At 59.8% G+C, this 21931-nt stretch carries 22 protein-coding genes and 3 tRNA genes; 12 read left to right on the top strand and 13 right to left on the bottom strand.

Features of this window, described 5'->3' with window-relative positions; translation table 11 throughout:
* The 3 genes from ACODTO_RS17355 to nudC all read left to right on the top strand — a co-directional run.
* The coding region (locus ACODTO_RS17355; RefSeq protein WP_489106796.1) for a hypothetical protein at positions 1–119 on the top strand (119 nt) is incomplete at its 5' end.
* 270 nt (positions 120–389) lie between these two features.
* Positions 390–1202 (top strand): crotonase/enoyl-CoA hydratase family protein, encoded by an 813-nt coding sequence (locus ACODTO_RS17350; RefSeq protein ID WP_464711785.1) that lies wholly within the window; start codon positions 390–392, stop codon positions 1200–1202.
* 6 nt (positions 1203–1208) lie between these two features.
* Positions 1209–2039, top strand: coding sequence for an NAD(+) diphosphatase (gene nudC, locus ACODTO_RS17345; protein WP_489106795.1), 831 nt, complete (start codon positions 1209–1211; stop codon positions 2037–2039).
* On the opposite strand, the gene ACODTO_RS17340 is transcribed toward nudC, so the two are convergent.
* The 3 genes from ACODTO_RS17340 to ACODTO_RS17330 form a co-directional block, all read right to left on the bottom strand.
* Positions 2007–2786, bottom strand: a complete 780-nt coding sequence (locus tag ACODTO_RS17340; protein ID WP_489106794.1) for a TSUP family transporter — start codon at positions 2784–2786, stop codon at positions 2007–2009. The two genes, nudC and ACODTO_RS17340, sit on opposite strands and share 33 nt — an antisense overlap.
* A gap of 159 nt (positions 2787–2945) precedes the next feature.
* The gene (locus tag ACODTO_RS17335; protein WP_175386121.1) at positions 2946–4118 is read right to left on the bottom strand and encodes a zinc-dependent alcohol dehydrogenase; all 1173 of its coding nucleotides are present in this window, start codon (positions 4116–4118) and stop codon (positions 2946–2948) included.
* Entirely contained in the window at positions 4118–4948 is an 831-nt protein-coding gene (locus ACODTO_RS17330; protein ID WP_489106793.1) for an SRPBCC family protein, read from the bottom strand. Before ACODTO_RS17330 ends, ACODTO_RS17335 begins: the two co-directional genes overlap by 1 nt.
* 352 nt (positions 4949–5300) lie before the next feature.
* Here ACODTO_RS17330 and ACODTO_RS17325 point away from each other — a divergent pair.
* A tRNA-Cys gene (locus tag ACODTO_RS17325) sits at positions 5301–5374 on the top strand.
* 196 nt (positions 5375–5570) lie between these two features.
* A tRNA-Leu gene (locus ACODTO_RS17320) sits at positions 5571–5657 on the top strand.
* A gap of 79 nt (positions 5658–5736) precedes the next feature.
* Here the strand turns inward: ACODTO_RS17320 and ACODTO_RS17315 are convergent.
* Positions 5737–6099 carry an NUDIX hydrolase gene (locus ACODTO_RS17315; protein WP_139645338.1) on the bottom strand — a complete coding sequence of 121 codons (363 nt, stop codon included), beginning with the start codon at positions 6097–6099 and terminating at the stop codon, positions 5737–5739.
* Positions 6100–6379: 280 nt separating this feature from the next.
* Between ACODTO_RS17315 and ACODTO_RS17310 the strand changes: the two genes are divergently transcribed.
* Together ACODTO_RS17310 and ACODTO_RS17305 are read left to right on the top strand one after the other, a co-directional pair.
* Entirely contained in the window at positions 6380–6565 is a 186-nt protein-coding gene (locus tag ACODTO_RS17310) for a hypothetical protein (protein WP_489106792.1), read from the top strand.
* Positions 6566–6674: 109 nt separating this feature from the next.
* Positions 6675–6902: a PLD nuclease N-terminal domain-containing protein gene (locus tag ACODTO_RS17305; RefSeq protein ID WP_489106791.1), complete on the top strand. Its 228-nt coding sequence runs from the start codon at positions 6675–6677 to the stop codon at positions 6900–6902.
* Positions 6903–7055: 153 nt separating this feature from the next.
* On the opposite strand, the gene ACODTO_RS17300 is transcribed toward ACODTO_RS17305, so the two are convergent.
* Both ACODTO_RS17300 and ACODTO_RS17295 read right to left on the bottom strand, forming a co-directional pair.
* Entirely contained in the window at positions 7056–7286 is a 231-nt protein-coding gene (locus ACODTO_RS17300) for a hypothetical protein (RefSeq protein WP_139645344.1), read from the bottom strand.
* Between the two features lie 154 nt (positions 7287–7440).
* A complete protein-coding gene (locus tag ACODTO_RS17295; protein ID WP_041022040.1) occupies positions 7441–7695 on the bottom strand; it encodes a DUF6555 family protein in 255 nt (84 codons plus the stop codon).
* A gap of 235 nt (positions 7696–7930) precedes the next feature.
* On the opposite strand from ACODTO_RS17295, the gene ACODTO_RS17290 reads away from it, so the two are divergent.
* A complete protein-coding gene (locus ACODTO_RS17290; RefSeq protein ID WP_489106790.1) occupies positions 7931–8830 on the top strand; it encodes a polysaccharide deacetylase family protein in 900 nt (299 codons plus the stop codon).
* A gap of 87 nt (positions 8831–8917) precedes the next feature.
* Positions 8918–9109 (top strand): DUF2188 domain-containing protein, encoded by a 192-nt coding sequence (locus ACODTO_RS17285; RefSeq protein WP_175362585.1) that lies wholly within the window; start codon positions 8918–8920, stop codon positions 9107–9109.
* 201 nt (positions 9110–9310) lie between these two features.
* On the opposite strand, the gene ACODTO_RS17280 is transcribed toward ACODTO_RS17285, so the two are convergent.
* The 3 genes from ACODTO_RS17280 to ACODTO_RS17270 all read right to left on the bottom strand — a co-directional run bounded on the left by ACODTO_RS17280 (position 9311) and on the right by ACODTO_RS17270 (position 12435).
* Positions 9311–11104, bottom strand: coding sequence for a DAHL domain-containing protein (locus tag ACODTO_RS17280; RefSeq protein WP_139645350.1), 1794 nt, complete (start codon positions 11102–11104; stop codon positions 9311–9313).
* A gap of 263 nt (positions 11105–11367) precedes the next feature.
* Positions 11368–12222 (bottom strand): prohibitin family protein, encoded by an 855-nt coding sequence (locus ACODTO_RS17275; RefSeq protein WP_139645352.1) that lies wholly within the window; start codon positions 12220–12222, stop codon positions 11368–11370.
* Positions 12223–12347: 125 nt separating this feature from the next.
* Positions 12348–12435 (bottom strand) — tRNA-Ser (locus ACODTO_RS17270).
* 123 nt (positions 12436–12558) lie between these two features.
* Here ACODTO_RS17270 and ACODTO_RS17265 point away from each other — a divergent pair.
* Both ACODTO_RS17265 and ACODTO_RS17260 read left to right on the top strand, forming a co-directional pair.
* Positions 12559–13230, top strand: coding sequence for a Bax inhibitor-1/YccA family protein (locus ACODTO_RS17265; RefSeq protein ID WP_139645354.1), 672 nt, complete (start codon positions 12559–12561; stop codon positions 13228–13230).
* 381 nt (positions 13231–13611) lie between these two features.
* Positions 13612–14952 (top strand): hypothetical protein, encoded by a 1341-nt coding sequence (locus ACODTO_RS17260; RefSeq protein ID WP_139645356.1) that lies wholly within the window; start codon positions 13612–13614, stop codon positions 14950–14952.
* A 41-nt stretch (positions 14953–14993) separates the two neighbouring features.
* On the opposite strand, the gene ACODTO_RS17255 is transcribed toward ACODTO_RS17260, so the two are convergent.
* A complete protein-coding gene (locus ACODTO_RS17255) occupies positions 14994–15431 on the bottom strand; it encodes an Lrp/AsnC family transcriptional regulator (RefSeq protein ID WP_139645358.1) in 438 nt (145 codons plus the stop codon).
* A 134-nt stretch (positions 15432–15565) separates the two neighbouring features.
* Between ACODTO_RS17255 and ACODTO_RS17250 the strand changes: the two genes are divergently transcribed.
* Positions 15566–16459 carry a DMT family transporter gene (locus ACODTO_RS17250; RefSeq protein ID WP_175386125.1) on the top strand — a complete coding sequence of 298 codons (894 nt, stop codon included), beginning with the start codon at positions 15566–15568 and terminating at the stop codon, positions 16457–16459.
* A gap of 6 nt (positions 16460–16465) precedes the next feature.
* Here ACODTO_RS17250 and ACODTO_RS17245 read toward each other — a convergent pair whose 3' ends face one another.
* The 3 genes from ACODTO_RS17245 to ACODTO_RS17235 all read right to left on the bottom strand — a co-directional run bounded on the left by ACODTO_RS17245 (position 16466) and on the right by ACODTO_RS17235 (position 21897).
* The gene (locus tag ACODTO_RS17245) at positions 16466–18091 is read right to left on the bottom strand and encodes an NADP-dependent glyceraldehyde-3-phosphate dehydrogenase (protein ID WP_175386126.1); all 1626 of its coding nucleotides are present in this window, start codon (positions 18089–18091) and stop codon (positions 16466–16468) included.
* Positions 18092–18259: 168 nt separating this feature from the next.
* On the bottom strand, positions 18260–19174 hold the full coding sequence (locus ACODTO_RS17240) for an autotransporter domain-containing protein (protein ID WP_175386128.1): 915 nt from the start codon (positions 19172–19174) through the stop codon (positions 18260–18262).
* Between the two features lie 299 nt (positions 19175–19473).
* The gene (locus ACODTO_RS17235; RefSeq protein WP_489106789.1) at positions 19474–21897 is read right to left on the bottom strand and encodes an autotransporter family protein; all 2424 of its coding nucleotides are present in this window, start codon (positions 21895–21897) and stop codon (positions 19474–19476) included.
* Positions 21898–21931 lie beyond the last annotated feature (34 nt).

Below are 21931 nucleotides of genomic sequence, written 5' to 3'. Positions count from 1 at the left end.
CCGTCCAGGCCACCGCCCTGAGCAACGAGCGCAGCGTGCTCAGCCTGCAGCAGAGTCGGTTGATCGCCAGCGTGCAGTTGATCGCGGCGTGGGATGGGCAGGTGGAGGCGGACGAGTGATCGGAGGTCGCAGCAGGAGATAGTCCTGGAGAACAACTGTGGGAGCAAAGCTTGCTCGCGATAGCTGTGGACCAGCCTCCCGGGATGTTGAGGCTGCCGACCCCGTCGCGAGCAAGCTTTGCTCCCACAGATTCAAGTCCATGGTCCAGTGACTGCCATCGTCTTCAATCATGCAAGCAAGTCCTGCTTTTGGCCGATGCACTGCCTACGACCTGTCTCAATGGCTTGTTATAGTTCAAGCCTCTTTTCAGCCGGTAAAGGATCACTGCCATGTCGCAATACCAAGCGTTCAACGTTGAACTTGCAGACAACATCGCCCATGTGCAGATCAACCGCCCGGACAAGATCAATGCAATGAACGCCGCGTTCTGGAGCGAGATCATCGAGATATTCCAGTGGATCGATGACACCGACGAAGTGCGGGCAGTGGTGCTGAGCGGTGCCGGCAAACATTTTTCCTCAGGGATAGACCTGATGATGCTGGCCGGCGTGGCCAACGAGCTGGGCAAGGATGTCGGCCGCAATGCCCGCCTTCTGCGACGCAAGATCTTGCAGCTGCAAGCCTCGTTCAACGCCGTGGACAACTGCCGCAAACCGGTACTCGCGGCGATCCAGGGTTATTGCCTGGGCGGTGCCATCGACCTGATCAGTGCCTGCGACATGCGTTACGCCGCCGAGGACGCCCAGTTCTCCATCAAGGAAATCGATATCGGCATGGCCGCCGATGTTGGCACATTGCAACGCTTGCCCCGGATCATCGGGGACGGCATGCTGCGTGAACTCGCTTATACGGGGCGCACGTTCGGTGCCGATGAAGCGCGGAGCATCGGCCTGGTCAATCGTGTCTACAGTGATACCGCCAGCCTGCTCGACGGCGTGATGGGCATCGCCCGGGAAATCGCCGCCAAGTCGCCGATTGCCATCGCCGGCACCAAGGAAATGATCAGCTACATGCGCGACCACCGCATCGACGACGGGCTGGAGTACGTCGCTACCTGGAACGCCGCCATGTTGCAATCGGCCGACTTGCGCGTGGCCATGGCCGCCCATATGAGCAAACAGAAACCCGAATTTCTGGATTGACTGACCATGATTTCACGCTGGACCACCGCAGTACGCGATACCGATCTTCCCGGCGGCTGGGCCGTGGCCCGCAGCCCGGAAGGCTTCCTGTTCGATGACAACGGCGCGCTGTTTCCCCGCGAATGGCTCAAGCGCCAGGACCTGTCGGTCCTTGCCGAGCATGGCATCGGCCACCTGGATGGCGAGCCGGTCTACCTGTTGGAACTGCACGCTTCCCAGGATATTCCCGGTTGCAACTGGAAAGGCCTGCGGGCCTTCATGCTCGAAGACGACCACACGCTGTTCAAGGTGCTGGGCTATGCGGCACAGATCGGCACCTGGGCTCGAGAACACCGTTTTTGTGGCAGTTGCGGCAAGCGAATGGGCCAGATTCCGCTGGAGCGGGCGATGTATTGCGATGTGTGCGACCTGCGGCACTACCCGCGGATTTCGCCGAGCATGATCGTGCTGATTACCCGCGGCGATGAAGTCCTGCTGGCCCGTTCGCCTCGCTTTGTCACCGGGGTCTACAGCACCCTGGCCGGGTTTGCCGAGCCGGGCGAGTCGGCCGAGGACTGCCTGGTTCGCGAAGTGCGCGAGGAAGTCAACATCGAAGTGAAGAACATCCAGTACATGGGCAGCCAATGCTGGCCGTTTCCGCACTCGATGATGCTGGGCTTCCACGCTGAATACGCCAGTGGCGACATTGTGTGCCAGGAAGATGAAATCGAGGACGCCCAGTGGTTCAGCGTCCACGACTTGCCACCGTTGCCGGCTTCGCGCTCCATCGCGCGCTACCTGATCGATCTCTATGTGGCGCGGCGCTTAGGCCACGTTGAACCAGTGCTGCCAGGCTAGGCGCACGGTCAGACCCAGGACCACGGTGATGAACACGGGCCGGATGAACTTTGCGCCGCCACTGATGGCGGTGCGGGCGCCGAAGAACGCGCCGATCATCACCGAGAGGCCCATGCTCAGGCCGATGATCCAGTCCACTTGTCCCGAGAGCATAAACACCACCAGCGCCGCAATGTTGCTGACGAAGTTCATGCTGCGGGCCACGCCACTGGCCTTGACCAGGTCGATGGGGTAGAGCAGCAGGCTGCTGACGGTCCAGAACGCGCCCGTGCCGGGCCCGGCCACGCCATCATAGAAGCCCAGGGCGAACCCCTGGGGTGATTGCCACTTCTTTTTGATCGGCGCATCGCTGTCCAGCGGCGCCTTTGGCGTACCGCCGAACAACAGGTACAGTCCACAGGCGAAGACGATCATCGGCAGCATCTTGTTCAGCCATTCGGCAGGCAGGTAATGCGCGACGACGGCACCGCTCAAGGCGCCAACCAGCGTGCCGACCAATGCATGGGTCCACTGCTTCGGATCGAACAGCTTGCGCTTGTAGAACGTGAAGCTGGCCGTCGCCGAGCCGAAGGTCGCGCTGAGCTTGTTGGTCCCCAGGACCAGATGTGGCGGCAGGCCGGCGGTCAGCAGCGCCGGGGTGGTCAGCAGGCCGCCGCCTCCGGCGATGGCATCGATGAAGCCGGCCAGGAATGCGACAACGGCAAGAATGGCGAGGGTGGTGAGGTCAACGCTGAGTTCAAAAGGCATGGAAAAGGCTTATTCGGCAGGTCGCAGAAGGGCTGCGGGGAAGGCCGGTATGTTACCCATAATGGCTCTGGCCTGCGACTCCGGTATGAAATCGCCGTGGAACCCGTGGCGAGGGAGCCTGCTCCCAGGCCGGGTGGCCGCCCCCTCGTCATGGCCCAATCACTCCGGCCGAAACACTGCGCGCAAACAGTTTTCACGCTTGTCCTTGAACATCGCATAGCCCTCCACCGACTGCTCCAGCCCCATGGGATGGGTGAGCAGGTAGGAGGGGTCCAACTGACCGTTCTGGATGTACTCGAACAGTCGCGTCACATAACGCTGCCCTGGTTGCTGGCCCGAACGCAAGGTCAGGGACTTGTTGACGATGGCCCCCATCGGAAACTTGTCCAGCAGACCGCCGTATACCCCGACCACCGACACCGTGCCGCCCTTGCGACAGGCGCGGATCGACTGGCGCAGCACCGTTGCACGCTCGGTGTGCAGGCGCATCATTTGCTTGGTCTTGTCGTAGTAATAATCGACCTCGGTGCCGTGGGCCTCCATGCCCACGCAGTCGATGCAGCGATCCGGACCGCGGCCACCGGTCAACTCCAGCAAGGCCGCATGCACATCGATGGTTTCGTAGTTGAGGGCAATCGCGCCGGCCTTCTCTTCAGCGAGGCGCAAGCGGTCGGGGAAGCGGTCGATGGCGATCACCCGCTCGGCCCCCAGCAGGTAGGCGCTGGAAATCGCCATCAACCCGACCCCACCGCAGCCCCAGACCGCCACGGTGTCACCCGGTTGGATATTGGCGTTATCGGCGGCGAAAAAACCGGTAGGCACTGCATCGGAGACGAATACGGCTTGTTCGTCGCTGACCCCTTCGGGGACGGTGAACAGATTGACATCGGCGAATGGCACGCGGATATAAGTGGCGTGGCTGCCCGCAAAGCCGCCGAAGGCGTGACTGTAGCCGATAATGCCGCACGCTGGTTGGCCATAGGCGATGTCTGTGGCGCTGGGGTTGGGGTTGGAGTTGTCGCAGCAGGAAAAGTCCGCGCGCTGGCAATGCTCACACTCGCCACAACCGAGGATCGACACGGTGACGACCCGGTCGCCTTTCTTGAACTGTGTGATGGCCGAGCCGGTTTCCACCACCTCGCCCATGAACTCATGGCCGATAATGTCGCCGGCTTGCATGGTCGGCACGTAGCCGCCCAGCAGGTGCAGATCCGAACCGCATACCGACGACAACGTCACCCGGACGATGGCGTCGCGGGGACTGAGAATGGACGGATCCTCGACGGTTTCGACTTGCAGCTTGTTGGGGCCTTGCCAAGTCAATGCGCGCATCAGGCAGTTCCTCCATTGAGAGGTGTGGGTGACGAATCGTTCGATGCGGGGGCAGTGGAGCTCGCCGGATGGATGAACAGGAAATCCTTCTCACCGTGGGGCCGGATTCTGTTGATAATCACTTCACCGGTTTCCAATTGCTGCTTGATGCTGCGCAGCAGATGCAGCAAGGCTTTGTCCGAGAACCTGGAAATGGCGGCGGCCAAGGCATAGCCGGCGGCCCCGAAGGAGGGCTGGCAGGCCACGATGATCTTGATCTGCGTCCCCCGGCCCGGCGGCGCATCGCTGAAGTGCATCTGGATATCGTGTTTGAACCGGGTGCCCGGTGCGGCCAACCAGTGCAGCTTGCGGCCTTCCTTGGGCTCACTCTGTTCGAGATCGCAATGCAAGGTCTTGTCCCTCGGCCCATGGGCTACCCAGCGGTAGGTCCGCTCACCGGTCTGTTCGATGGTATCGACCCAAGGCACCAGGGCTCCCAGGTTGGCCGGGTTGCGGCAGAACGCAAAGACTTCCTCCCTGGGTTTGCCAACGGTGATGCTGCGGGAGATCACCTTGCTTGAGTCCCAGCCTCGATCCTGCTCGAAAGCCTGCTCGAACGGGCTGTGGGTCAGCGCTTGCTTGACCCGGCACGAGCCTGAGTAACCGCGCCAGGCCGCGCAAGCCCCCAGCAGGATTTGCGGCCAACCCCTGAATCCGCCCTGGCGCAACCCGTTGGCGATCAGCAAGGTCCCCGCCAGCAGCGATACCGCACGCTCCTGTGTACCGAGATTGGGTCGCGACGGACTAGGCACCGCAGCCCGGCTCGCTACCAGTGGTGGACGTTCAGTCATGATGGTTTTCCTTATCAATCCGAAGGCGACATAAGGAATGAGCTGGCGGGGCTGTGGTTGTTCCATCGACATCGCGGGTTTCCGATGAGGCGGATTTTCACCGGGTGCGGTTGACGATCACGGCACGGCTGCAGGGCCTCGCGAACGAGAGGGGAAAGTCTGGCCCGCCGGACGATTTTTTTTTGAAATCAAGGGGTTGTCAGCTTTGGCAAATGAGTACATAATTGCGCCCATCGAACGCGTTGGGGCGTAAAAAATCTCAACGTTTTCAAGGAGATAGCGCTGAGTTAGCGATTTCTTCCGATCAGGTTGGTACACGGTTGATGTGGTTTCATTGCATCAGGCGTTCTGAGGCCGAATAGCAAAATGGTTATGCAGTGGATTGCAAATCCACCTACGCCGGTTCGATTCCGACTTCGGCCTCCACTATAAAAAAGCTCTGTAGATCTATGATTTACAGAGCTTTTTTCTTTATGGAGCAAAGAAGCTTTTTGTCTTGAAAAGGACATGGGCAACCTTGCTTCGTCGGGGAGGGATGTATATATTTCGTCCCTCTGCTGCACTGGCCTCGACACTGTCGGATCCCTGATCCGCCGCTTCCACGGGGCTTGACCGCGCTACCGCCCGAATGGCGAAACTGGTAGACGCATGGGACTTAAAATCCCCCGCTCGTAAGGGCGTGCCGGTTCGATTCCGGCTTCGGGCACCATATAAAACAAAGGGTTGCATGAGATATCTCAAGCAACCCTTTTTGTTTGCGCTCAGTTTACCGGTGGCGTCGAAGGTCCTCATAACCGTCGCCTGAATGCCTCCAGTATCTGCCGCGTGCCTTTCTTCATCTGCAATTGCGCAATAGTATCCAATGGTTGCCAGAGACAATCACTGATTTCGTTCCGTGGGCTGGCCGCCCCGGTATCGCTGACCGACGCTTCGAATACGTGGTGCAGCGTGTCCCCGTCATTGATGCGCATCAGGTACAACAGGCTCTCGGCGTCCAGTCCGGTTTCTTCTGCTAGCTCCCTGAGCGCGGCGTCGGCGTGGCTTTCGCCACGCTCGACGGTGCCGCCCGGCAAGGTCCAACGGCTGTTGGATTTGCGCACCAGCAGGATATGGCGATTTTCTTCGCAGATGACGGTCGCTCGAATTTTCATGGGCAGTGCTTGTTCAGTGACTGTCATTAAAGTGAAATATAACTGAAACATTCGAGCCGTGTGTCATCGGCGACGCTAAACAACGATTCTCGGCTCATACTGGTATGACCGCAGCGTTTCGGGAAAGACTGAACTTCATTTGCGCCTTGATTCCTTGCCTGCCAGCGACCCTGGCACTAGACGCGTCGATGACCGGCCATCGCCAAAAATGAATCAGATCGGAAAAAAGGTATCCATGTTGGGTGGATGGCCGACCCCGGGCAGTGGGGAGAGAGGAAAGATGACCACTGTTGAAGATTTCAAAGTCAAATCCCATGAGCTCCTGGTGGAGCTCGACACGGCGACATCGGACATGATGACGCTCATTTGTGCCCATCAGATGACAGGCGCGGCTTGGGAGGAGGTCGTACGGCGCCAGCATGAAGCCTACGAACGATGGGTCGCCTATCTGAACGAGCGTTTATAGACCTGCCGATAGCAGATTCTTTGAACGGACCCGGAGTGCCTGTGCCTAATCACTCATGGCCTGCACCGCTCATTCGTGCAGGCCACGAGACCGTCAAGAGGATTGGGCCATGTCTGAATCAGCCAGTTATTTCGGGATCGCTGTCGCGGTGCTTCTGTTGCTCGTGGATTTGTGGGCGATCGTCAGTGTGTTTCGGAGTGACAAGTCGACCGGAACCAAGGCGGGTTGGGCCTTGTTGTTGATCATTGTACCGGTGTTGGGTTTGATCATCTGGGGCGTGGCCGGGCCACGGGGGATCAAGGAAGGCCCGTCATCGCCGGAGCACAGCAAAGGCTAGGTTGTTCCAACGGCCGCGGGTGCTTCCACGGTCTTTTGCTCTTGATGCAAGACCCACCGCCGCTGCCTTTCAATAACGAGGCGCAAAAGGATTGCTCGTTCCATCGGCGTTGCGGCCGGTAGAACTCAGGAGAAGCCTGGCTGACGCAAAGCGTTAGCGGAATTTGGGCAAGGGCCGTTCAATGGGCTTGAGGGATGACAGCGCGTGCTTGATCGATGGAACGTCTTTATCGATATCGTTCAGGCGATCCCGGATACGCATGGCGGTTGGATGGCCGCCATTGTGGTCGACCCAGTCGGCAATTTCCTTGCAGGCCGCGGTCAGGCGACTCTGGCGTGATTCCAGCAGGGTGAGCAGGGTGGTGATGGACTCTTTTTCGGACATGTCACACCTCCATTCAGGATTGATGAGGCAGCACGAAACCCGCCTCAGACGGGTCGTACTTGTCGTTTAAAGCGTAGTTGAGTTATTGCCGGTTTGCCGGGGAATCCGGCGCCCGACGAGTAGTCGGCGCGCCGAACGAATGAAGGTCATGGAATCAGCCTGACTCCTTGATCCAACTGGGCGCAACGCTCGCTCGCCAGCGCACGTCGGTGATGCCGTATTTTTCCGCAAGGGGTTTGGTGACCCGCTTGACCTTCTCCCTTCCGAACTTGGGTATGCGCCCGACACCCGCGTCGCAACTGGCCCAATGCCAAGCTTCGGAGTTATTCATCACTTCGGCTCGAATGATGAATGACTTGGGCTCGCCATGGAGCATGTAGTCGATGATGTAAAGCGATGGCCCGCCCATAAATCCTCCCTAATTAGTTCTATACGGATGGATGCGGAGGCGTTCGGAAAATTCAATCGGATTTCCAGACGGTCGAAATAGACCGGTCAGGCGCCAGGTCTGGTCAATGACAAGCGAGACGAAGCAGTGCTCACCGCCAGGAACCAAACCCGGTTAACCTTCTCCAAGGTGGGCTTCAAACATCATGCGCCAGGGAGCGGAGGCGTAGCAGTGCGGTATTACCTAAAGGCAGAACATGAAAAACATCGCCAGGGCGCTGGTCATTGCGGTCATCGCCAGCGGTTTGTCGGGGTGCATCGGCTCACCCATCGAATTGACTGCGCAAACCGAGCAACGTTTGCGTGAACAACCCCCGATCCGTTTCCTGCTGACGTTCGATGATGGCCCCAGCGCATCGTCCTTCTGGAACCCGAGCGTTGACGTGCTCGATGCCCTTGCACACAACCCGATACAGCCGGGGATCAAGGCCGTGTTCTTTGTCCAGACCCGTGCCCCCCGTGCTGGAGACAGCGATATTGGTCGATCGGTGATGCGGCGTGAGCAAAGCGAAGGCCACATACTGGGTTTTCATACGGCCACCCATTGGCACACCAATCATCGCTCCCTGAGCCCCGAGGAGCTGGAGCAGTCGCTCATCGACGGTGGGGCCGACATAGCCGCCATTACCGGTACGGCGCCAACCCTGGTCAGGCCGCCGTTCTGGAGTTATGACCGGCGCACATTCGCGGCCTACCAGCGACACGATATGCAGGTGCTGCTCACTGACCTGAGCGCCAACGACGGCAAGGTCTGGGGGATTACCTACAGTCCGCGACGGCGGATCAACCTGACCCGCCAGCTCTCCGAAGTGCGCGAGCGCATTGCTGCCGGCCAATTACCGGCAGTCGATAGCGTGATTCCGGTGGTGGTGACGTTTCACGATCTCAATCGCTATACCGCTCGACATGCCCGGGAATACCTGCAGATCCTGCTCGACAGCGCCAGGGCCACGGGCGTGAGGACCGACGCCAAGCCGTTCTATGACGATCGCCAGGCACTGGAGCGGGCGGCCATGGCGCGTACGGTCAAGGAAAGCGGCCAGCCGGTGCGCCTGCCCGGTCTGTGGGATTGGCTCTGGGACTCGGACTCGCACTGAAGGATGTGGCGACGTTCGGTCGGCACCCTGGCGAAACTGAGTGTAAGGTAGGCGATGCAACCCTTGTTTATACCGGAGGAGGTGACGATGAGTACCGCAATGCTGACGAAAATGCACATCAACGGTTATGACGTCCTCAGCGTAAACAGCGGCCCGTGGCGGGTCTGTACCCAGGCTGACCGGTTGGGTTCCTTCGCTTCGCGTGAAGAAGCGCTGGCCTACGCCGCGGCGTTGCCGGCCAGAAGAAACCGCGAGGAGCGGGCAACGAACGCCAAATAACCGCTAACCCTGTGGGAGCGGGCTTGCCCGCGAAGGCGGTGGCAGATCCAGCCTCGATGCAAACTGAGCCAACGCCATCGCGAGCAGGCTCGCTCCCACAAGTATTCCGAGTGATCACAGCAGCTGTAGTTGCCAGCAAGACCTGTGGGAGCGAGCCTGCTGGCGATGGCGTCGGCACGTCCGCCAACGATGTCGCCTTGCTCAGGGCTGTGCCAGTTCCAGCGGAATCTCCAGCGTGAAGAGGGCGCCTTGACCAGGTCCATCGCTGTGGACATGGAGGCGACCATTCATCTCGACCGCTGCCAAGGCGCAGCTGTGCAAACCGAACCCATGGCCATCCTTGCGCGTCGTGAACCCGTGGTTGAAGATGCGGGCCAGATTATCGGGAGCGATGCCTTCACCTCGATCCTTGACGCTGAGGCATAACGTTGTGCGGTCGACAATCCGTATGCCCAAGGTCATTTCCCGTGGTTCGGAAACATGGGACATCGCGAATTTTGCATTACTGATCAGATTGATCAGAACCAGCAGCAGCCTGTGTTTATCGCCCAGGATCGTGGGCGCGTCCTGATAGTCCTTGATGACCGTGACGTGGTGCCGGCTCAGTGCCCCCGAGTTCATGCGCAACGCATCTTCGAACAAGTCACTGACGTTGAGCGGCTCGATCAGTCGCGCCGCCCCGGCATAGGATTGTTGGGTGGTGACAATTTCCTTGATGTGGTCGACGCTCTTGGTCAATTGCGCCAGTTCATCGATCAGCAGTGCTTGCTCGGTGGCGATGGAATCGACCAGTTCGTTGAAATAGCGAGGAAGTAATTTGCCCTTTTCATCGAAGGTCATGAACTGGCCCAGGTCCTCGGCGTGTTCATTCATCATCTTGACCGCTTTTCCGAGCCCCAGTGTCTTGCTGTTTCTCAATTTACGGGTGACCAGCTCCGCGGAGATGTTCACGCTGTTAAGCACGTTTCCGACGTTGTGCAATACGTTCGTGGCAATCTCGGCCATGCCCGCCATCCGTGCCGCATCCACGAGTTCGCGCTCGGCTTCTCTCAATTCGCGGGTGCGCTCCTCGACCCGTTCCTCCAGTCGGTCGTTGGACGACTGCAACGCGTGGTTGATCAGGTTGATGACGGCATAGCTGCGCACCAGTCGTACGGCCAAGTAGATCATCAACAACGCCATGAGGGTGGCACATACGGCCAGGTAGATATGATATTGACGGTCTGTTGCGGCGGTCCGGCGCTGTGTCTCATTCAACAGTTCAGTGATGCTGTCCAATTCTTGGGCCACCGGAATGACGTTGATGCGCTCAAGCAGATCATTGACGATCGGCTGTTCCTCGATAATCGACCGGACATGCTGCGTCAGTGTGATAAAGGGCGGCTGAGAGGAGGCCGGCAACTGACGGATATAGTCTTCCAGCTCGCTTAACTGGCTCTCTACTTCCTTGGCTTTGTCTGCCGTGACATACGTGGCGTACTCCAGTGTCGTCAATGTCAGCTCAAGAACATTGGAGGCTGCTGTCAGACGCTCCGTCGCATTACCCGTCATCAACGCCTTGAGCTGTGCCTGAATGTCGTCTTCGGCCGCGGGCAGCGCATCCAGGGCGGTACGCAAGTTCGCGTTGTGCTGTTCGAACGCTTCTACCAGCAGGGTCTTGTTCTTGATCGCATCCACATAGCCCTGGCGCCTGGAGTTCCAAAGGGCGGCCAAGGGGCCGGCGTTGTTGAGCCGTTCCAGTTGCTCCCATCGGCTGCCTGCTTCCGCCGGTGGGGCCAGTGACAGATTGTTATTGACGCCGATCTTTTTCCTCAGAATCTTGACGTTCCAGTTGGCGTCGGATTGCTTGAGTTGCCGGATGAAGTCGCGGGACTCGAAATAGGTCGTGGTGTCGTAGGTATAGGACTTGATCAGAAAGAATATCAAGGCCGAGAAAACGGCCAGTGCGACGGCCAACAAGGCAGGCCACTTATATTTTTTGATAATCGTGGTCACGCTGTTCTCCTGTCCAGGGCGTTGCTCGACGGAGTCGCCGGGCTTCCGAGTCGGGCACGGTTTTCAGGGAATGGAACAATGAGCTGAGGCTGTATGGGTCGGATTGGCTGGCGCGCCGGTCTGTTTTTGCCTGGGTACACGTTGAGCTCCCTGCTAACGGTGAACTGCGGGTTCGTCACTCGGGCCAGTGTAGCGCTAACGGGAATGGGGCGAAGTTCCCTGCTGAGGGAACAGGCGCGGCCAGGGCAGGCCGCGCCGCAGAATTACTTGGTGTCGATGAAGGGCAGGGCGCCATTGGGCAGCACGGTAGTCGGCAAAACCCCGTTCCAGCGCTCGGCCTTGGTCAATTCCACCAGGTTCTGGTTGCTGGCCAGGGCCTGGGCCCGAGCCTTGATCGCTTCGGCTTCGGCTTTGCCACGCAATTCGGTGGCCAGTGCATCCGCCTTTGCCTGGGCGATCTGCGAGTCGGCTTCCGCCTGGGCCTGGGTCACGCGAATCTGTGCCTGGACCTGCTCGGTGGCGAGCTGCTGCTCGCGGGTCTTGACCTGGACTTCCGCCGCCATGCGCGCTTCGATCGCTTTCTCGTAGGCGTCACTGAAGTCGATATTTTCGACCTGGACGCTGTCGATGATCACGGGGCCGGTGATGGTGGATTTGATCGCGCTCGAAATATCGTTGACCAGTTGGACGCGGTTCTGCACAGCGGCCACCGCGTTGAACCTGCCGAACACGTTTTCCACCTGGGTCGGCACCTGCCGGCTGATCATCCGGTCGCGGATACCTTCGATGTCCTTGAACTGGCTGTAGACCTTCGCCACGTCCGCTGGCGCAATATGCCAGGACACCGATACCTTGAGTTGGGCGGACTGTTGATCTTTGCTGTAGGCCTGGAGGTCTTCATAGGAAGTGACCTGGCTTTGCACACTGATCAGCCGCACGGACTCGATGAAGGGGGTCTTGAACGACAATCCCGGCTCCACGACCCCGACCAGCGCGCCGTTGCGCAGCAGCACGCCGCGTTCGGTTTCGTCGACCGTGTACCAACTGCCAAAGAATACGCAGAGCAAGACGATGCCCATGATTGCCGCAACGAGGGAGCCAATGGTTTTTCTGGTCACTGTTCTTTCCTTTGAGTGAGGGCTGGGGGTTGCGATGTGCCGTATCCAGCACCGAAGTCGACAGCTGTTTTCTGAACGCCAGACACGAAAAAGCCCTGAATGATCAGGGCTTTAACGTACAAATATGGCGGAGGCGATGGGATTCGAACTCATGGACCTGTTACAGTCGACGGTTTTCAAGACCGTTGCCTTAAACCACTCGGCCACACCTCCGTATTGCGTTGCGGGCGCCATAATACCCGAATGAAACACACTGTCAAACTCTCTGCGTAGCTTGTTACAGGGCGTCTGTTATGATCCTTGCCACTGAATGTTTCAAACCGGAGGAGTGTCGCCATGCGCGAACAGGATTACGCAGTGAACAACAGCGTGCAGGCCGAGCAGCTAGAGGTTAGCCGTGTCCTGCGCAACACTTATGGCCTGCTGGCACTCACGCTGGCTTTCAGCGGTGTGATGGCCTACGTCGCCCAGCAGATGCATGTCGGCTACCCGAACGTGTTCGTGGTGCTGATCGGCTTCTATGGGCTTTTCTTCCTGACCAACAAACTTCGTGATTCGGGCTGGGGCCTGGTCTCGGCGTTCGCCCTGACCGGCTTCATGGGCTTCATACTCGGCCCGATCCTCAACCTTTACCTCAAGATGCAGGGCGGCGCTGAACTGGTCAGCTCGGCCTTTGCCATGACCGCACTGGTGTTCGGTGGGCTGTCGGCGTATGTGCTGATCACCCGCAAGGACATGAGCTTCCTGGGCGGTTTCCTCACTGCCGGGTTCTTTGTACTGGTGGGGGCGATGCTGGTCAGTTTCTTCTTCCAGATCAGCGGCCTGCAATTGGCGATCAGCGCCGGTGTCGTGCTGTTTTCCGCGCTGATGATCCTGTACCAGACGAGCGCCATCATTCATGGCGGCGAGCGTAACTACATCATGGCCACCATCAGCCTGTATGTATCCATCTACAACCTGTTCATCAGCCTGCTGCAGCTGTTTGGCCTGATGGGCCGTGACGATTGATTGCAATGTGCTACCCAGAAGCCCGCTTCGGCGGGCTTTTTTTCGCCCGCGATTTGTATTGTGGCCATTTGCCCCAAAAGTGCCGCTATGTGATGGCGACTTTGAATAAATGATCTACACCTATGGCAAGGAAGCGGTATTGCCAGGAAGGTCTGAAATGAATCGCTTGCCCTGCGAACCCTCGCATCAACCCCTGAAGCACCTTGTGTTCGGCGACCGGGCCAGGACCGACCGTGTCCGGCTTTGAGCCAAATGAGGTCATTCACACCTTAGAAAGTGGACCGTGACAGGCTTGGCACCGTGCCGCCTGAAAACAGAAGGAGGTCCTGCGCATCGGTCAGGAAGCCGATGAGAGGGCACCTCCCTATAAGGAGATATTGTATGAACCATCCCCAAGGAAAAGTCGTTGCGTTTCTGATCCTGGCAGGCGCGATGTCCGTGACCTGCGCCCACGCTGGAACCTTCCCTGATTTTGGCTATGCCCCTCCCAAAAGTGATTATTCCGGAGAGCTTTTCCAGCTCAGCCAGAACTATCCCACCGTGGCGCCGGGCGCATCTTCGATGCCTGCGTTCTTCAAGCAGCTCCCCAAAACATTCTCCAACGACTTTGAAACCTGGCGCCCCTATATGAACGAGGCGAAGAAATACTGCCTGGAGGGCAATACCGGGATTGGCTGGAATGTGCAGAAAAACAAGGTTCGCCAGTGGTATCACATGCCTTGGCAGCATTACGGTCTCAACGGTCGTGAGGGTATCCACGGGCTTACCAAGGAGGCGCCGATCCAGCCCCAACAGTTGGCGAGTACGCAAACCGGCAGTGGGCAGACTTACGCGGTGGGCATCTACAACGACATCGGGGCGTACACCATTGGCCAGGTCTGGAAAGACCCGCAGAACCCCGATCCGAGCTACACCTCCAAACCCAAGGGCTTCGGCAACGGCACGGTCGTGTGCAAGGCGCTGTTTGCCGATATCGACGTCAGTACGGTGCCGTTCCTGGTCAATCCATTGCTCTGGAAGGCTTACACCGCCAAGACGTTCACTTCGACAAGCCGTGCGGTAACCAATGTTGCGCTGATACAGATGGACATCGCTGTGCGCGACACCCGGGTGAGCGAGACCGGCTGGCTCTTCGGCACTTTCCAATACAACGGTACCATTACCGGTAAAGCGAATTGGGACAACCTGGTGCCGGTGGGGATCATGTGGGGGAACGATCCCCAGGAGAACGGTCATGCGTTCACCAACCCGACGCCCACCGAAACCAAAATCAACCCGGCGTTGAAGCAGACCGCAATCAATGCCAATACCAAGGAACTGCCGCCGACTCATCTGGGCTGGAACGGGCGCCTCAATGGTCCGGTGGACAATCCCCAGGCGTCCTGCACGAGCTGCCACATGACCGCGGAATACCAGCAACGGGCGCCGATGAACCCGACGTTCCAGGCCAATCCGCCGCCAGTCGGGGGTGATGTCTGGATGCAATGGTTCCAGAATATTCCGGCCGGGCAGCCTTTCTCACCGGCTACACAAAGCACGGACTACAGCTTGCAATTGTCCGGAGCCCTGGCCAACTTCTATAACTGGAAGTGCAACCTCAGTGGGGTTTATGCGGACAAAAAGAATGCGTGCGACAAGGCACAGCCCCTCACGTTGATGAAAGAGAGCAATGTGCCCGAGGAGGAGGTGTACAAGGTACAACGCAGCCCGGAAGCGGAATAACGTAAGCCCGGCCTCGGTCCATCGCCGAGGCCGGATCCGGCTCAGGCCATCGGTGGCAGGCGCCGTTTGACCGGGGTCTTCTTGACGATGGCGGTATTGGTTTCGGCAAGGACATTGAGCTTGTCCAGTAAGCTATCCAGCTGTTCCATCGAGCGCACGTGCAGTCGGGCGATGAAGCAATCGTCGCCAGTCACCTTGTCACATTCGGTAAATTCGGCGATGGCCTGGATCTGCCGTTCCACTTCCTGCAACTGCCCCGGTAATGGGCGGATGCGGACAATGGCCTGAAGCTGGTAGCCGAAGCACTTCGGGTCAACCTCAACGGTATAGGCCCTCAGCACGCCGCGTTCCTCAAGCCGCCTCAGGCGCTCGGCCACGCTGGGCGAGGAGAGGCCGCTCAGGTTCGCCAGGGCTTTGAGCGAGCGCCGTGAATCTTCCATCAGCGCACTGATGAGAATCTGATCAATATCGTCCGTCATGTCGACTCCGTTAGGCGAATGCCTGAAGTTGCCTTGATAAAAAAGGTCGAACGGCAGTTTAGCCTTTTTCAGCCCATGGAGAAGCCGTTCACTGGCTTGGCATACTGTGCCCCACTTGCTGAAGGAGCCTGATGATGGACAAGACCTTACGTCGCGGTTCGCTGGAAATGACCGCCGCCATGCTGATTTCCGGAACCATAGGCTGGTTCGTGCTGGTTTCCGGCTTGCCGGTGCTGGATGTGGTGTTCTGGCGTTGCGTATTCGGCGCGGCCACCTTGTTGCTGATTTGCGCCGGTTTCGGTTTTTTACGCCGGGACATCCTGACCCGCACCACATTTCTGTTGGCGGTGCTCAGTGGGGTGGCAATCGTTGGCAACTGGGTGTTGCTGTTCGCCTCCTACTCACGGGCCTCGATCGCCATCGGCACTGCGGTGTACAACGTCCAACCGTTCATGCTGGTGGGGTTGGCTGCGCTGTTCCTGGGGGAGAAAATCACCGCACAAAAGCTGTTCTGGCTGATGGTGTCGTTTCTCGGAATGCTCGCAATTGTCAGCGCCCACGGTGAACAAGGGCAGGGCAGCGGTGAGTACCTGGTGGGCATCGCCCTGGCCCTGGGGGCGGCGTTGCTGTATGCCATTGCCGCGTTGATCATCAAGCGCTTGACCGGTACTCCACCGCACTTGATTGCGCTGGTGCAGGTCAGCACTGGTGTATTGCTGTTGGCTCCTTGGGCAAATTTCTCGGCGTTGCCGCAACAGCCCGAGGGCTGGGCCAGCCTCGTCACCCTCGGCATGGTCCATACCGGGGTCATGTATGTGTTGCTGTACAGCGCGATCCAACGCTTGCCGACCGCGATCACCGGCGCGCTGTCATTCATCTATCCAATCGCGGCGATCTTCGTCGACTGGTTCGCCTTCGGCCATCGCCTCGAACCGCTGCAATGGCTGGGTGTGGCGGCGATCCTGCTGGCGGCTGCCGGCATGCAGCAGGGCTGGGGCATCAAGGCGCGGCATCCAGCCCTGCAGTAACGCGGGTCAGAAGATGTAGTCGGTGGTCAGGAAGTTCGAGTCCCGCTCGCGGATGATGTCGCTGATCAGCGCCTTGTTGCTCTCCTGGAATTTGGTCGCCACCAGGGTGCGGATCGAAAAGGTCCGCAACGCATCGTGCACGGACAAGGTGCCCTCCGCCGAATTCTTCCGGCCGTTGAACGGGAAAGTATCCGGTCCGCGTTGGCACTGGGCATTGATGTTGATGCGCCCTACCTGGTTGGCGAACGTGTCCACCAGCTTGCCGACTTCAGCCGGATGAGTACCGAAGATGCTCAGTTGCTGGCCGAAGTCGGACTCCAATACGTAGTCGATTACGGTATTGAGATCGCGATACGGCACGATGGGCACGACCGGGCCGAACTGCTCTTCGTGATAGACCCGCATCGCGGTGTTTACCGGATAGAGCACGGCGGGGTAGAAGAATGAGCTGCGGGATTCGCCGCCGTGTGCATTGGTCACCGTCGCACCTTTGGCCACCGCATCGTCCACCAGGGAGCGCAGGTAATCGATCTTGCCGGCCTCGGGCAGTGGCGTCAGCGCCACGCCGTCCTCCCACGGCATGCCCGGCTTGAGCGTGGCGAGCTTGGCGTTGAATTTCTCGATGAATGCGGGTGCCACGTCCTCATGGACGAAGAGGATTTTCAACGCCGTGCAGCGCTGGCCGTTGAAGGACAGCGAGCCCGTCAGCGCTTCGCTGACGGCATTGTCGAGGTCGACGTCCGGCAGCACCAGTCCCGGGTTTTTCGCATCCAGCCCCAGGGCGGCGCGCAGGCGGTGCGGGCGCGGATGGAGCTTCTTCAGGTCACTCGCGGCCTTGTTGGTGCCGATAAAGGCAAAGATGTCGATCTTGCCGCTGGCCATCAACGCGCTGACGGTTTCCCGGCCGCTGCCGTAGATCACGTTGATCACACCCGCCGGGAAACTGTCGCGGAAGGCTTCCAGCAGCGGACGCACCAGCAGGACGCCGAGCTTGGCCGGCTTGAATACCACAGTGTTGCCCATGATCAAGGCGGGGATCAGGGTGGTGAAGGTCTCGTTCAGCGGATAGTTGTAGGGCCCCATGCACAGGGCCACGCCCAGGGGCACGCGACGGATCTGCCCGAGGGTGTCCTGTTCCAGCTCGAAACGGCTGGAGCGCCGGTCGAGTTCCTTGAGGGCATTGATGGTGTCGACGATGTAGTCGCAGGTACGGTCGAACTCCTTCTGGGAATCCTTGAGGTTCTTGCCGATTTCCCACATCAGCAGCTTGACGACGGCCTCGCGCTGCTCGCGCATGCGCGCCAGGAAGGTTTCCACGTGGCGGATACGCTCGGCCACCCGCATCGTCGGCCACAGGCCCTGGCCACGGTCGTAAGCCCGGACGGCGGCGTCCAGGGCGGTGAGGGCGGTTTCGGCATCCAGCAGCGGTGTACTGCCGAGCACCACCTGTTCGTCGCCTTGTTCTGCGGCCAGGTACACCGGGCTGCGCACGACGGCCAGCGGCCCCGGCCAGGTCTCGAGGACACCATCGACCAGGTATTCACGCTGCTCGATCCGCTCTTCGAGGCGATAGGCCTGGGGGATATCGGCGGCACTGGGAAACAGATTGGCGAGGAGGTTGGCTGTGGTCATGTCGTTACTCCATCAAAGAAATGAACCCTGGACGACTCACCGTCGTCTTCGCTTCCAGGGTTATACGCCTTAATGGGGGGAGTTTTTAAGTGGCAAGGGCCGGCAGCTGCGTTTTTGCCGACCCGGATGCGCAATGCTGCTCACTTGAGACTTGCGCAGTTCGGTGTCTCACCAACGCATCCGTACGCCCAGGCTGGCAATCACGCCATTGAGGTCGTTGTCGTCGACGTCGCTGCTGTAATCGGCGCTGACGTACAGGCTCACCACGGGCGTGACCCGGGCGACCAGGCCCAGGCCCAGCTCGACGGTGGAGGATTTTCGGCTGCTGCTGATCTTGTCGACCTTGTCCAGGGAGAGGGTGTCGGCGCTCTGGACGGTGTGCCACAGGTTGGTCCGCACGTAGGGTTCCACGCCGAGGCCGTTGACCTCGTAAGTGCCTTTGAGCCGTGCCCCCACACGTCCGCTCCAGGTACTCAGTGCACTGCTGTTGCCGTCCTCGGCGTTACCGGTGTCGAGGGTCACACGCTGGTTGATCAATTGCGCCTGGGGTTCGACCACCCAGTTGTCACTGATACCGATGGGAAAGCCGCCCTCGACCGACAACGTGACGGCGTTGCCTTCGGCCGCCTGGCGCTGGCCTTGTTCGGTTCGGCTGTAACCGTTGACCCGGCCGCCACTGGCGCTCAGGTCTACATGCCAGCCAGCGGGGCCGGTGAGGCTCCAGTAGGCGCCCAGGTTCGTTCCGTGCAGGTTCAGCGCATCTGTGCCCGGCTCGGCCATGGCCGGGCTGACCAGCACGCCGCCGACATTGGCGATGATCTGGCTTTGGCCACCGATCAGGCCCATGCGCTGGGTATGACCGTTGTCGTTGTGCAGCGTGAACAGTGCGGGACCCTTGTCGGATGCAGAGTCGGGATTGATGAGGGTGGCGTTCGGGTTGTCGGCGGGTGTTTGGCCATACCAGGGTTGCGAGGATTGCTCGACGGGCCAGGCCATGACCTCCATGGATGAGCACAGCAGTAACGAAGTCGACACGGTGTAAAAGGTGGTCGTGATTTCTTGTGGACGGAGGGAAGTTCTCATGGGGGTCTGCCTTGCAATCGCATGCGTCTCTCGCTTGGGGCGTCTCTCCTACCCCGAATGAGGGGCGACCGAATGGATTGAGGCAAGTCTCGGGCGGCCCGCCGCAACGGGTTCCCGAGACCTGCCCCTGACTGTATTTCCGGGGGTAGTACGGTGTAGTCAAGAAGACCGATGTCATCGCGTCAAGAAACTGTGCGATGAATGGCGATATGAAATCAGGCCAAATAAATGACTGATTCTTTTCGGTTATCCGTGCTTTTGGTTGACGTCAAATCATCGTCGGAAGAGGCGACTTAGCGTCACCAACTGACCCGCACACCGAGATTGCCCGCCACGCTGCGTTGCTGGTTACTGTCCAGGTTGTTGCTGTAGTCCGCGCTGGCATAAACGCTGACGGCCGGGGCCAGACTTACGATCACGCCGACGCCCAGATCGCCGGTGGACGCGCGCTGTTGGGTTTCGACCCGCTCGGTGTTGTCGAACGTCACCGTGTCGGTGCCGGAAAAGGTGTGCCACAGATTCGCCCGCAGATACGGCTCGACGGGCATGCCACTGACTTGATAGCGACCCTTGAGTCGGGCGCCGAGACGGCCAGTCCAGGCACTGTCGGAATCGAATTCGACCCTGGAGATCCCGTCGTCCTGGGTGTCCAGGGAGATTTTCTGGTGGATGACCTGGACCTGGGGTTCGAGGACCCAGTCGGTGGCCACGGCGAATGGGTAGCCGGCCTCCGCGGAGAGGGTCAGCGCGTGCCCGCGATTGTCGATCTTGAGTCCGCGGTCGGAGCGGTTGTCGCCGTCCAGCCGGGTGCCCATCACGACCGCGTCGACGTAACCGCCGGTGGGATCGATGAGCGTCCAGTAGAGTCCGTAGCTGTCGCCGTCGAGTTCTATCTTGCCGGCGCGTCGGCCCTGGAAGCCCAGGTTGAAACCGTCGACGTGACCGTTCAGTTCGGTGTGGCCGACGAAGAAGCCGATGCGCTGGGTCTGGCCGCCGGACATCGACGAGCTGTACAGATCGTTGCCCACCTGGAAGCCTTTGATGGAACCGTCGAATCGAGGCGAAACCGTACCGGCCCAGCTCTGGTCCAGATCCTTGCCATAGACCCGTCCCCAACCCGCGCTGAACGCGTCGGTTTCGGTGAGCAGGCGCTGGTCGCCCTGGCGATCATGGAAGGTGCCCAAGGCCATCAGGGTCAGTTGCGCCGCGGCAGGAGGCAGCACCGACCAGGTGGGCACTTCCGGGCGATACAAGGGGATGGGCGCGGCGCCTGGCACTGCAGCCGGTAGCGCGGGCAAGTCCGGGCTGGGCGCCGCCACCGGTCCGGCGACCACGGTCGAGCGCAGGTACCAGTTGTTTTCATTGCCGTTCACGCCGCCCTTGAACAAGCGGTAATCGAAGGCGCCGGCCGACACCGCATTGGCCAACGAAAACGCGCCGCTGTTGCTGACCGCGCCGCCCTGGGCCTGGACCAGCTCGATGCCGTTTTGCGTGGTCAGCGCGCCCGCACCCCCCAGATTCGTGACGGTGATGGCGGTGGTCCCCGTGAGCGTTCCACCATTGACCACCAGCTTGTCGCTGGGAGAGTCATCGGCTCCCAGGACCGATTGCAGGCGTAGCTGGCCATTGTTACCAACGTAGTTACCCTGCACGGTGAGGGTGTCGTTGGTGCGGGTATTGTCCCGGGTGAGGTCCACCGTTCCGCCGTTGTTGAGCGTTGCCAACTGGCCGGCGGTGAAGGGTGTAACGCTGCCCTGGGTCGAGGTCAACACGCTGTTGCTGTCCAGGGTGAGGGTGCCCGTGGCGGAGGTGCTGTCGCCCAGGACCAGGGCGTCGTTCAGGTCCAGCCGCGAGCCTTGGGTAAGGTTGACGCTCTCCCAGTTGACGTAACGGGCACCCGTGCTGGAAGTGCTGCCTTCAAGGGTCAGCACGTCCTGGCCCAACCCACCATTCAGGCTGGGGGTAATGGCGAGTGTTGTTTCATCGAGACCGCGCAGCAGTGCCGTGTCATTGCCGTCGCCCATCAGAATGGCAGAGTGGATCAGTCCGCCGCTCCACTGCAGTTGGTCATTGCCGGTGCTGGCTCGGACCTCGCCGATGATTTCGCCACCGCTGACAGTAATGCTGTCATTGCCGCCACTGACGCTGACGTTGCCGCCGATGCGTCCCGCAGAGAGGATGATGGTGTCCTGGCCGAAACCGGTCACCAGATTACCGATGATCTGGCCGCCTGACATGTCGAAGAGATTGTCGTCGAGCTTCATATCGACCCGCCCGATCGTGCCACCGCTCATGTGGGCGATATCGCCGTCTTCGAACGCGTCGACAATGGTACCCCCGGACATCGTGAACGTGTCGAGGCCATCGCCCTGGGACAGGGACAGGATGCGGCCGCCGGTCATGAGAAAGTCGTCGGCCTCTGAACCTTGGCTCACGTCACCGTCAATCCCGCCATTGGCGTGGATTTCGACGCGATCGACGCCTTCGTCAAACGTGACGTCGCCTTGAATGACGCCGCTGCCGTTGGCGGGCATCGTGAGGCTGTTGTTGCCCGAAAGGTCCGTCAGCCCGGGGCTGGTGCCGCTGTCGCAGACATAGGCGTCATTGCCTGCCGTTGGCGTCAGGGTACAAGCCGCCATGGTAGTGGGAACGGGGAACAGGAAGGGGGTCGATACCCAGAAGACATTGAACAACCGCTTGAAGCCATGATCGTGCGAGCTCATGTGCTATCCCTCTGCATCGGCATTCGGGGAACGC

The organism is Pseudomonas sp. FG13 (assembly GCF_057809755.1).
Note: the sequence above shows the minus strand (reverse complement) of the source record. Positions and strands in the feature narration are given on the sequence as shown.

Coding starts and splice junctions, on each gene's coding strand:
- ACODTO_RS17300 (WP_139645344.1), bottom strand. CDS start 7,286: ATGTCCGAAAAAGAGTCCATCACCACCCTGCTCACCCTGCTGGAATCA.
- ACODTO_RS17290 (WP_489106790.1), top strand. CDS start 7,931: ATGAAAAACATCGCCAGGGCGCTGGTCATTGCGGTCATCGCCAGCGGT.
- ACODTO_RS17335 (WP_175386121.1), bottom strand. CDS start 4,118: ATGCGCGCATTGACTTGGCAAGGCCCCAACAAGCTGCAAGTCGAAACC.
- nudC (WP_489106795.1), top strand. CDS start 1,209: ATGATTTCACGCTGGACCACCGCAGTACGCGATACCGATCTTCCCGGC.
- ACODTO_RS17310 (WP_489106792.1), top strand. CDS start 6,380: ATGACCACTGTTGAAGATTTCAAAGTCAAATCCCATGAGCTCCTGGTG.
- ACODTO_RS17245 (WP_175386126.1), bottom strand. CDS start 18,091: ATGACCACAGCCAACCTCCTCGCCAATCTGTTTCCCAGTGCCGCCGAT.
- ACODTO_RS17285 (WP_175362585.1), top strand. CDS start 8,918: ATGAGTACCGCAATGCTGACGAAAATGCACATCAACGGTTATGACGTC.
- ACODTO_RS17265 (WP_139645354.1), top strand. CDS start 12,559: ATGCGCGAACAGGATTACGCAGTGAACAACAGCGTGCAGGCCGAGCAG.
- ACODTO_RS17315 (WP_139645338.1), bottom strand. CDS start 6,099: ATGAAAATTCGAGCGACCGTCATCTGCGAAGAAAATCGCCATATCCTG.
- ACODTO_RS17330 (WP_489106793.1), bottom strand. CDS start 4,948: ATGACTGAACGTCCACCACTGGTAGCGAGCCGGGCTGCGGTGCCTAGT.
- ACODTO_RS17340 (WP_489106794.1), bottom strand. CDS start 2,786: ATGCCTTTTGAACTCAGCGTTGACCTCACCACCCTCGCCATTCTTGCC.
- ACODTO_RS17235 (WP_489106789.1), bottom strand. CDS start 21,897: ATGAGCTCGCACGATCATGGCTTCAAGCGGTTGTTCAATGTCTTCTGG.
- ACODTO_RS17305 (WP_489106791.1), top strand. CDS start 6,675: ATGTCTGAATCAGCCAGTTATTTCGGGATCGCTGTCGCGGTGCTTCTG.
- ACODTO_RS17255 (WP_139645358.1), bottom strand. CDS start 15,431: ATGACGGACGATATTGATCAGATTCTCATCAGTGCGCTGATGGAAGAT.
- ACODTO_RS17240 (WP_175386128.1), bottom strand. CDS start 19,174: ATGAGAACTTCCCTCCGTCCACAAGAAATCACGACCACCTTTTACACC.
- ACODTO_RS17350 (WP_464711785.1), top strand. CDS start 390: ATGTCGCAATACCAAGCGTTCAACGTTGAACTTGCAGACAACATCGCC.
- ACODTO_RS17295 (WP_041022040.1), bottom strand. CDS start 7,695: ATGGGCGGGCCATCGCTTTACATCATCGACTACATGCTCCATGGCGAG.
- ACODTO_RS17250 (WP_175386125.1), top strand. CDS start 15,566: ATGGACAAGACCTTACGTCGCGGTTCGCTGGAAATGACCGCCGCCATG.
- ACODTO_RS17260 (WP_139645356.1), top strand. CDS start 13,612: ATGAACCATCCCCAAGGAAAAGTCGTTGCGTTTCTGATCCTGGCAGGC.